The sequence below is a fragment of the Myxacorys sp. genome (assembly GCF_059501405.1).
The window spans coordinates 1-7,298 of sequence record NZ_JCACCM010000181.1 but is presented as its reverse complement, the minus strand read 5'-3'; the positions used below and the strand labels follow the sequence as shown (position 1 = coordinate 7,298).

The 7,298-nt window shown below is 47.1% G+C and carries 9 protein-coding genes; 4 read left to right on the top strand and 5 right to left on the bottom strand.

The window, feature by feature from the left end; translation table 11 throughout:
• Positions 1 to 220: 220 nt before the first annotated feature.
• Positions 221 to 454, top strand: coding sequence for a hypothetical protein (locus tag AC5I6P_RS25415; protein WP_495696567.1), 234 nt, complete (start codon positions 221 to 223; stop codon positions 452 to 454).
• A 230-nt stretch (positions 455 to 684) separates the two neighbouring features.
• The gene (locus AC5I6P_RS25410; RefSeq protein WP_495696566.1) at positions 685 to 1,026 is read left to right on the top strand and encodes a hypothetical protein; all 342 of its coding nucleotides are present in this window, start codon (positions 685 to 687) and stop codon (positions 1,024 to 1,026) included.
• 194 nt (positions 1,027 to 1,220) lie between these two features.
• On the opposite strand, the gene AC5I6P_RS25405 is transcribed toward AC5I6P_RS25410, so the two are convergent.
• The 5 genes from AC5I6P_RS25405 to AC5I6P_RS25385 form a co-directional block, all read right to left on the bottom strand.
• Positions 1,221 to 2,432: a Tn3 family transposase gene (locus tag AC5I6P_RS25405; RefSeq protein WP_495696568.1), complete on the bottom strand. Its 1,212-nt coding sequence runs from the start codon at positions 2,430 to 2,432 to the stop codon at positions 1,221 to 1,223.
• 6 nt (positions 2,433 to 2,438) lie between these two features.
• Positions 2,439 to 3,233, bottom strand: coding sequence for a hypothetical protein (locus AC5I6P_RS25400; protein WP_495696565.1), 795 nt, complete (start codon positions 3,231 to 3,233; stop codon positions 2,439 to 2,441).
• Positions 3,230 to 4,192, bottom strand: a complete 963-nt coding sequence (locus tag AC5I6P_RS25395) for a DUF4158 domain-containing protein (protein ID WP_495696564.1) — start codon at positions 4,190 to 4,192, stop codon at positions 3,230 to 3,232. The genes AC5I6P_RS25400 and AC5I6P_RS25395 overlap by 4 nt, the downstream gene beginning before the upstream one ends.
• Before the next feature lie 609 nt (positions 4,193 to 4,801).
• Entirely contained in the window at positions 4,802 to 5,185 is a 384-nt protein-coding gene (locus tag AC5I6P_RS25390) for a pentapeptide repeat-containing protein (protein ID WP_495696563.1), read from the bottom strand.
• Between the two features lie 543 nt (positions 5,186 to 5,728).
• Positions 5,729 to 6,277 carry a DoxX family protein gene (locus AC5I6P_RS25385; protein ID WP_495696562.1) on the bottom strand — a complete coding sequence of 183 codons (549 nt, stop codon included), beginning with the start codon at positions 6,275 to 6,277 and terminating at the stop codon, positions 5,729 to 5,731.
• Positions 6,278 to 6,549: 272 nt separating this feature from the next.
• Between AC5I6P_RS25385 and AC5I6P_RS25380 the strand changes: the two genes are divergently transcribed.
• Positions 6,550 to 6,747 carry an NblA/ycf18 family protein gene (locus AC5I6P_RS25380; RefSeq protein ID WP_495696561.1) on the top strand — a complete coding sequence of 66 codons (198 nt, stop codon included), beginning with the start codon at positions 6,550 to 6,552 and terminating at the stop codon, positions 6,745 to 6,747.
• A 169-nt stretch (positions 6,748 to 6,916) separates the two neighbouring features.
• A complete protein-coding gene (locus AC5I6P_RS25375; RefSeq protein ID WP_495696560.1) occupies positions 6,917 to 7,117 on the top strand; it encodes a high light inducible protein in 201 nt (66 codons plus the stop codon).
• The last annotated feature ends 181 nt before the right edge of the window (positions 7,118 to 7,298 follow it).

The window sequence follows — 7,298 nt, the reverse complement described above, 5'->3', positions numbered from 1 at the left end:
CCAGGGTAATAGTTGGTTAGACCAAGGGGTCGCTCAGTTGTTGAGCGGCCCCTTGGTCATTTTTCTGGGCATTTCTTGATTACTGCACACCCGATGAGATCAGAATTGCGATCGAGCGATTAGGACTTCAATCTCTGCGACGTGCAGAAGACCTTGAGACACTGATGATTCGTAGTGCCCGACCACGTTATAACAGTCCTATCAAGTAGGAGGAACGACAATGCAAGTCACTACCGAGCATTTGTCGCCAGAAGCCGCCCAAGCTTTCCTAGACGCCCTACCAGAGAAAATTAGATTAGGACTGTTAACGTGTGCGGCTCAGCTTGATTATCCCGTCGAGGCAGTGATTGAGATGGCGATCTTGGGGTATTTAGATGAGGACTCGGTAAGCTTTGTTGGATGCAATCCAGTAGGAATTGATTTTGGTAGACCGGACATTAGACAGAGTGCATAGCGAATAGTTCGCCGAGCAGACTGAACAGAAGCCACAACCTCGATGGATGTGGCTTCTTTGATGGGAGATTAGAGCTGCCTTTGGCTAAGCAAGGCTTTCCGCGAATTGAAACCTCTGCGGTAAGAATTCAAAATCTTGAAAAACTAATTGAATACTTGTCGTGCATATCAGCGTGACCTTGATCGTGAAGTGTTAGAGCATCCACAGCACGCTTTCAGGAAGACAAAGCTATGCCATCATTTTCCAATCGGCTTCGATTGCTTTTCGTGGTTGGAACTGTATTGAGCTTAAATTTTGCTCTGTTTCAAGCTCCAAGTTTAGCTGCACCTCGAACAACCATGTTTTATGGCACATCAACGAAGTACAACCGATTTGACTGCAAAAAGGGGATCGCTAATACTTTGAGATTAGCAGGTGTCCCTCAGATCAATAGCAATTACAGTGATAATACGTTGGTTAGTGGATACTCGCCTAATGTGGGAGATACTCTAGTTTTCGTCACTTGCGTTCCGTTACCCAACCAAGGTTTCTGTGGTGGAGAAGGGACGATGCCTGTTTTTGCATGTGACTAACGATGCTGATCGAGTTTCCAACAGTATTCGTAATGCCTATCGCCCCCCAAGTCATGAAATTGGGTGCCTCTAGTGCTTAGTGAGAAAGGTTGCTAGAGGACAATGAAGCGGTCAAAAAGCGGGTTAGATGAATTTGGCATTGAGCCGAGATACGTGTAAAAAATTATCATATGGGTATCAAAGCTCGACAATCACTAGCTTTCAGCCATCTCTATTGGCAAGGGTATAGCAGTCTCTAATGGCTGTGGAATTGACTGTAAATCCACCACATAATCACCAAATCGTTTCAATTGTCGAGTCATGTAAGGGCTGAGTACTGCTAACGCGTCCCGGTCTACCTTGTAACCTTCTGCATTCAAGTGTTGGACAGCCCAAGAAATATCGACCGCATTTTGGAGAATGACAGCACAAGCTACAACATCAAGGTACTTGAGCCGTTTCTCTTGTTCTTCTGGGTCATTTTCCGTAATTACGCCATCCTTGCCAAAAAAGAGCCAGTGAGTGAACTGATTAAATCCTTCCACCACATTCGTACAAGCGGTAATTTGTTGCCGCATCGCTGGATCAGAAATGTACTGCAACAAAAACACCGTTCGCATCACCAGTTCTAATTCTCGAAATGCTTGATAGAGCTTATTTTTACGACTACTGCTGCCAAGTTTGCGTAGAATAGCAGAAGGCAACAACTTACCTGATCTGATTGACAGTGCAACTCGCATCAAATCCTGCCAGTGAGTCTGAATCAGTTTCCAATTGACCACTTCAGTAAATAAAGGATCAAGGTATTCATACACAGCATCCTGGCTTGGACGCACAAAGGTGTAGTCCTTCCAGTTGCGAATTCTAGGCATCAACTTGATACCCAGCAGGTACGCTAAACCGAAGACTGGAACTGACTGTCCTTGAGTATCAGCATGAAGGGTATCGGGTTGAATGTCGGAAGTGTTTTTCAGCAATCCATCTAAGATGTAAACCGCCTCCCATACCCCACAAGCAATGAAATGAGTGAATAGCGCGATGTAAGTATCGGAAACATGGTGATAAGCAATGCCACTGTACCCGCCGTAACGAATGTGGTACTCCGATAGCAAGTTGTTCTCATAGGTCTCGAACTTACAACCATCGGCAGCAGCGCGTTTACCTGTACCCCAAAGCTTAGGCAAATTGAGGCGGTTGTAGGCATTGATCATGTCTGTCATGGCTGCCTGTAATTTGGGCACGTTGATGTGGCGACGATGAATGTAGGACACCTGGTGAGACGTAATGTGTCCACGGGTGTGCCTTGCTGTTTGATTAGCACCTAAATTGCAACCTAACCCAAATACAGTCAAAAGGTAGCGCTCTACAGGATTGTCTAGCTTCGGTTCTGAACCCGATTCTGGACCGAAGTGACGAGTCCAGTTCAGCCAATGTTAAACATTAGCGAGGATGTCGAGAATACTGCGCTCTGGTAACCGTTGCTGAATCAACGCTTCTAGCTTGTCAGCACCTGCTGGTTTAGTTAGAGATGGAACACGCTTGAGGACTGGTTCTCCCATTGCGCTAATCGTGACTTGAGTGCCATCTTTGCAGACCTGATCTACGGTGGTCGCCACTTGTGTCAACCATTGCTGCAAGTGCTTGACAAAGGTTTCTGGTGTCGCTGGAATTTCTAACTCTTGGCAAAACTGTTCAATTTGCGGCTCACAAATATCCCAAGCAAGCAATTGTTCGCCGAAGTCAGCAAAGGATTCTGAGCCCACAACACAAGCATCGCCAGTCTTCAGCTCTGCTGCCAGGTAAGTGAAAAGGCAAATTTCAAGAAGAGGGCGGACAAACAGTTCAGTGTCATTCTGGCGCACGACAACTAAACGTCGCCATGGATCACTTACGAAGCTTAAATCAATGCCATTGGTCGGTAAATGTCGCCGCCGCCGATGCTCATGTTGCAATACAAAGGCAAGCGCTTCCATTAACGTCTGGTCTTGCGTGGTTGAACGAATGTCCAATGAACGCAATAGGCTGAAAAGAGCCTTGCGATGGGGAATATAAAACCGCCAGAGCAATGGTAAGTGATTGTCGCCGTTGTAAGCAGCGATCTCCTCATATTGCTCTAGAATCTCAGCAGCACCTCCATGAGCCGCTAACAAGTTTTTTACTTGCGCGCCTAATGCCGCATTGTCCTGATTTTCACCCGACGCTCTGACGATTTGGGCAAAGACACTCAACAGCGTCTCTGCTTGGGCACGGTGCTTCTCCCGCAGTTCGACCAGTCTGTTTTTTGCCTGGTGTGGAGTTTCTGCATTCGTTTGAGAAACATCTCAACGAGAGCATCTCGCGTTTTGACTTGCGCTTGATAGAGCAAGCACAGCAACAGGGTACGGCGCTTCGGCAATTTGATGTCCTGTAACTCTGTGCTATCAAGCACCTTCGCTTGTTGGGCAAAGGCTTTAATTTTGGCAGGGGCAATGGGTGATAGAGAACGCTTGGCATCTCCAAATCCCATCAATCGGTCAAACTTTGATTGAAGCTGCTGGAGGTGAGACAGAGTGGCGCTTTTGGCAGGTGACTTGAGCAGATTCAAGGTCGCCTGTGAGTCTGAAGCATCTGGTAACAGGAGTCTATCCAGATATGTTTGCTCGGCTTGTGTCAACCCATCAGATACCCGATGAAACAAGCGGGTGTTGATAATTGACCGAACATTTCCAGCTAAGCGATCAAGTGTGCTGAAAGCAGGCAATTCGTAACGCTCTTTAATCAATGCTTCAATGGCGATGTTAATCAAGTCTGCGGGATGGTCTTTGACCTCAGCAGCAGTTGTGAGCGCCCCTGCTGCCAATTTTTGAGCTTCTCTGCTATATGGTTTGACACCCAGATATTCTCGAATTGCCTGTTGATATCGATACCGTGAGGGTAGGGTTGGAATGGCTGAAACCCAGGAGTTTAATTTGAGACAAGAACGAAGATGGGTGATAACGGCGACAGGAACAAACTCAGGATGAGGGAAATAGCCTAAACGCTGAAAAGATTTGAGCATGACGGCCATTCGCAACAACCCACTTTTGCCTCGAACCTGGGCTTGTGCGAATTGCACCTCTTCAGGAGTTGGCGTGTAGAGGTCTGCTAACTCTTTAGCGGATGGATTGAGCTTGAATCGAGGGTAGGCAGTGCGTTCAATCGCGGTCATGAGTCTGAAAGTCACCCTGACTTGGCAAGTCACCCTAGATTATCAGGCAGTCAAAAGTCTTGACTTGAGTATCAGTATAAGATTAAGTTGTCTCAAAAGGCGGTGGACTAAAAGTGGACTGTATGACAGGTTTTGTAGTACGACAAAAGCCTTGAAATGCCGTGAGAATACGATGTTAGTCAAGTGCTGCGCAAATAGCTGAAACCTCTACTGGATAATGCCTTTTACTCAGTCTCAAAAGTTTGGTTAATTGCGTCATGCAGCAGGTAGCCCAACGGATAGTAAAGCCATTTATCAATGCCTGAAGTGCAGAAGGAGAAAGGCTTAACGAGATCCGTGGCACTATTTTACACGTATCCCGAATCAATCCCATCATCATCGACGACAGATTGCAGCGAAACAAAGCCAAAAACTGCCCAGCTGCCTGATGCACGCTAAGGGTAGCCCACAGTTGCTGAAAGGGCAGCAGTCATTCGTAAGCAGTTGGTTTGCCTTCATTACGTCAACCTATCGGGCTTGAGAGATTGTACTATCCGACTGAAGCAGCTAATCTGCAAGTAAATCGGCTGCGTCGTCCAGCCACCATTGCTGAGCTAATGGGCAATATTATCAAGGGCAATTGTCATTGCGAACCTTCCCATCAGGCATGATCGTTTTACACAAAAAAGCATCCATCACCAACCCATCTATCTTTGCTCCGCTCAGGTTGGCGCTTTCTAGACTGCCCTTAGTTAAGGTTGCACCCCGTAAATCAGCATTACGGAGATCGGCATTCGTAAAGAAAGTCCCGTCCATCCTAGCGCCTCTAAGGTCAGCCTTTTGAAGGTTTGCGCCGCCCGTAAAAAAGGTGTTAGTGAGTGTGCTCCCTCGCAGATCCGCACCCCTCAAATCTGCACCTAGAAAAACAATATTGCTGAGATTAGCACCGCGTAAATTAACTTCTCGCAATATCGCTCCGCTTAAGTTCCGGTCTAGGTATTTTTTAGTGCTCATGTCAACGCCTCGGAGGTCACAGCCCGCACACTCAAAGGCAGTGCTTTTGGACTGAGCCCTTACAATCTGATTCGCACTAAAGGTGGTCAATAAGACTGTCAGGATAACAAGGGTTCTTTGGGTTGGCATTCTCATCATTTTCTGTGAGGTGGGTAATCGCTTTTAGGCGGAACTTACGTACAGCATAGAAGAAATACGATGATGTTCTAGACATGTGGCTCAGGATTGTTCAAATCCGATTCCAACAACAGTTCATAGAAAGCTATCCACACGTTTAGAACACGCTCGACCAGCCCCTGCCCGCCGTGCCCCAACTCAACTAATAAGCCCTGAGCAATCGCCCAGGGCCCCTTTTGATAAATGCCGGCCTGATGAGGTGGCTAGCGGTTTTGAATGTTCTTTCATCATGGATGACTCCGTGATCTAGAGATAGCGGCAAATTACCCAATTTTTCCCCATGGCACCTGGGTAGCTCCTGGATCAGGACCGAGAAATGAGTGGGCAAGGTCAGCCGGTTCAGCCCTGTCCAAAGTCATCCAGCTGTCAGTTGGTCAATCCATGCTGGCTCACAGTTGCCGCCTCAGCACCAGCTGAATTGAAAGCTCGCTCCAGACGCATGACGTGCTTAGCCTTGGTCGATAGAGCGTTAGAGTCCAGCCAATTCAGGAGCAAAGCATCCGTTGAAAATAGGCCAGGGCCATTGACGATGAAGAACAGGAAACAAGCGGCATAGACCGCAGACAGCTCAAGGTAAGGAATACTCAGACCCGCGACTAGGATGTGATGATACATCGCAACGCACATCGTGCTAAACAACCCGAAGGCGGCAGGACGAGCTAGAAAACCAATTGCTAGCAATGGTGCCCCAATCAGTTCTGTGTAGGCGGCAACGTAGCTAAAGAAGATTGGAAACGGCAAGCCAATCACTTTTACATAGGCTTCAGCAAAGCCGGGGATATCTGCTAGCTTATCCAGACCGTTGTGAACCATCATGATCCCTAGACAAACTCGTAATATGGCCCAAGCGAATTGGGACCAGAAGCCTGGGCTTGTACTCGACTTAAAGAGCTGCGAGATGAGAGAAGTAGGCATGATTAAGGAGGTGAGGTATTAAGTTGTATTAAATCTGCTTGATATATCTTAACATTTTCACTCAGGTCAAATTGCGCTTCCCAGCGAACCAAGATCTCGCTCAGCGTTAAAAACTAGACTGCTCCACGGGTAGAACTCAAGTAGTGCAGGCCCGATACTTTTCCAAAAGCGTCAACTATGTAAATATTTTGTTACACTAGTTCATATCGCGTAATAAATGGACATAAAACCGTAAATCAGGTTTTATCCCACTTAAGGCTCAAGAGATAATTATGAATCAAGCAAACGAACTCACTTTAGAACAAGAATTTAGCCTCAGAAGCTTTGCCGATCTGGTAGAGCAAATGTCTCACGAACAAGCTCAAGCGTTTCTGGTTGAGCAGCACCGTCTCATGCTGCGGCGGGAAACGGTGTATCGTGAGCTGCTGAAGCACGAATGGAAATTGGATTCAGATTTTGTCTCTCCTTAAATCGCTTTGCGCTGTCCTCACCTGCTCCATGGTGGACGCAATCTAGCGGTATTAAGCTGGACGGCTAAATCTTGACGCCAGATAGGTCATAGATGCCTCTAAGGGTAGATAGCCATACTTGAGGCTACAAATATTATAAGGTGTAACAAATTATGAAGGAATGTGAACCATGCAAGCGAACAAATCCACTGGCTTACCTCCAGTCGCTCAGGAATACAACGGAGCTGATCGCAACGCTTTTCTGTTTGGTTGGAACCCTCAAGCTGAGTTGTGGAACGGGCGTTTAGCCATGATTGGCTTTACCGCTTACCTTCTGTGGGATTTGGCAGGAGTTAGCGTGCTGCGCGACCTTCTACACCTAGTCAAGTAGACCTTAGACATCTTTCCCAGGGCTAGAAGCGCATGGGAATGCTCTCCCTATCTAATAAAACTGCATCAACTGAGTAAGTCCCTTTTCACCGTTGGAGAGGGGCTTTTGTTTAGGCGGCCTCAAGTCGGGGTTGAGCCGAGATACGTGAAACTTTTTTATCATATCGGACTCAAACTCATTG

Bases quoted from the DNA above. Each gene is read 5' to 3' on its own strand.
- AC5I6P_RS25415 (WP_495696567.1), top strand. From the start codon at position 221: ATGCAAGTCACTACCGAGCATTTGTCGCCAGAAGCCGCCCAAGCTTTC.
- AC5I6P_RS25375 (WP_495696560.1), top strand. From the start codon at position 6,917: ATGCAAGCGAACAAATCCACTGGCTTACCTCCAGTCGCTCAGGAATAC.
- AC5I6P_RS25390 (WP_495696563.1), bottom strand. From the start codon at position 5,185: ATGAGCACTAAAAAATACCTAGACCGGAACTTAAGCGGAGCGATATTG.
- AC5I6P_RS25410 (WP_495696566.1), top strand. From the start codon at position 685: ATGCCATCATTTTCCAATCGGCTTCGATTGCTTTTCGTGGTTGGAACT.
- AC5I6P_RS25395 (WP_495696564.1), bottom strand. From the start codon at position 4,192: ATGACCGCGATTGAACGCACTGCCTACCCTCGATTCAAGCTCAATCCA.
- AC5I6P_RS25385 (WP_495696562.1), bottom strand. From the start codon at position 6,277: ATGCCTACTTCTCTCATCTCGCAGCTCTTTAAGTCGAGTACAAGCCCA.
- AC5I6P_RS25380 (WP_495696561.1), top strand. From the start codon at position 6,550: ATGAATCAAGCAAACGAACTCACTTTAGAACAAGAATTTAGCCTCAGA.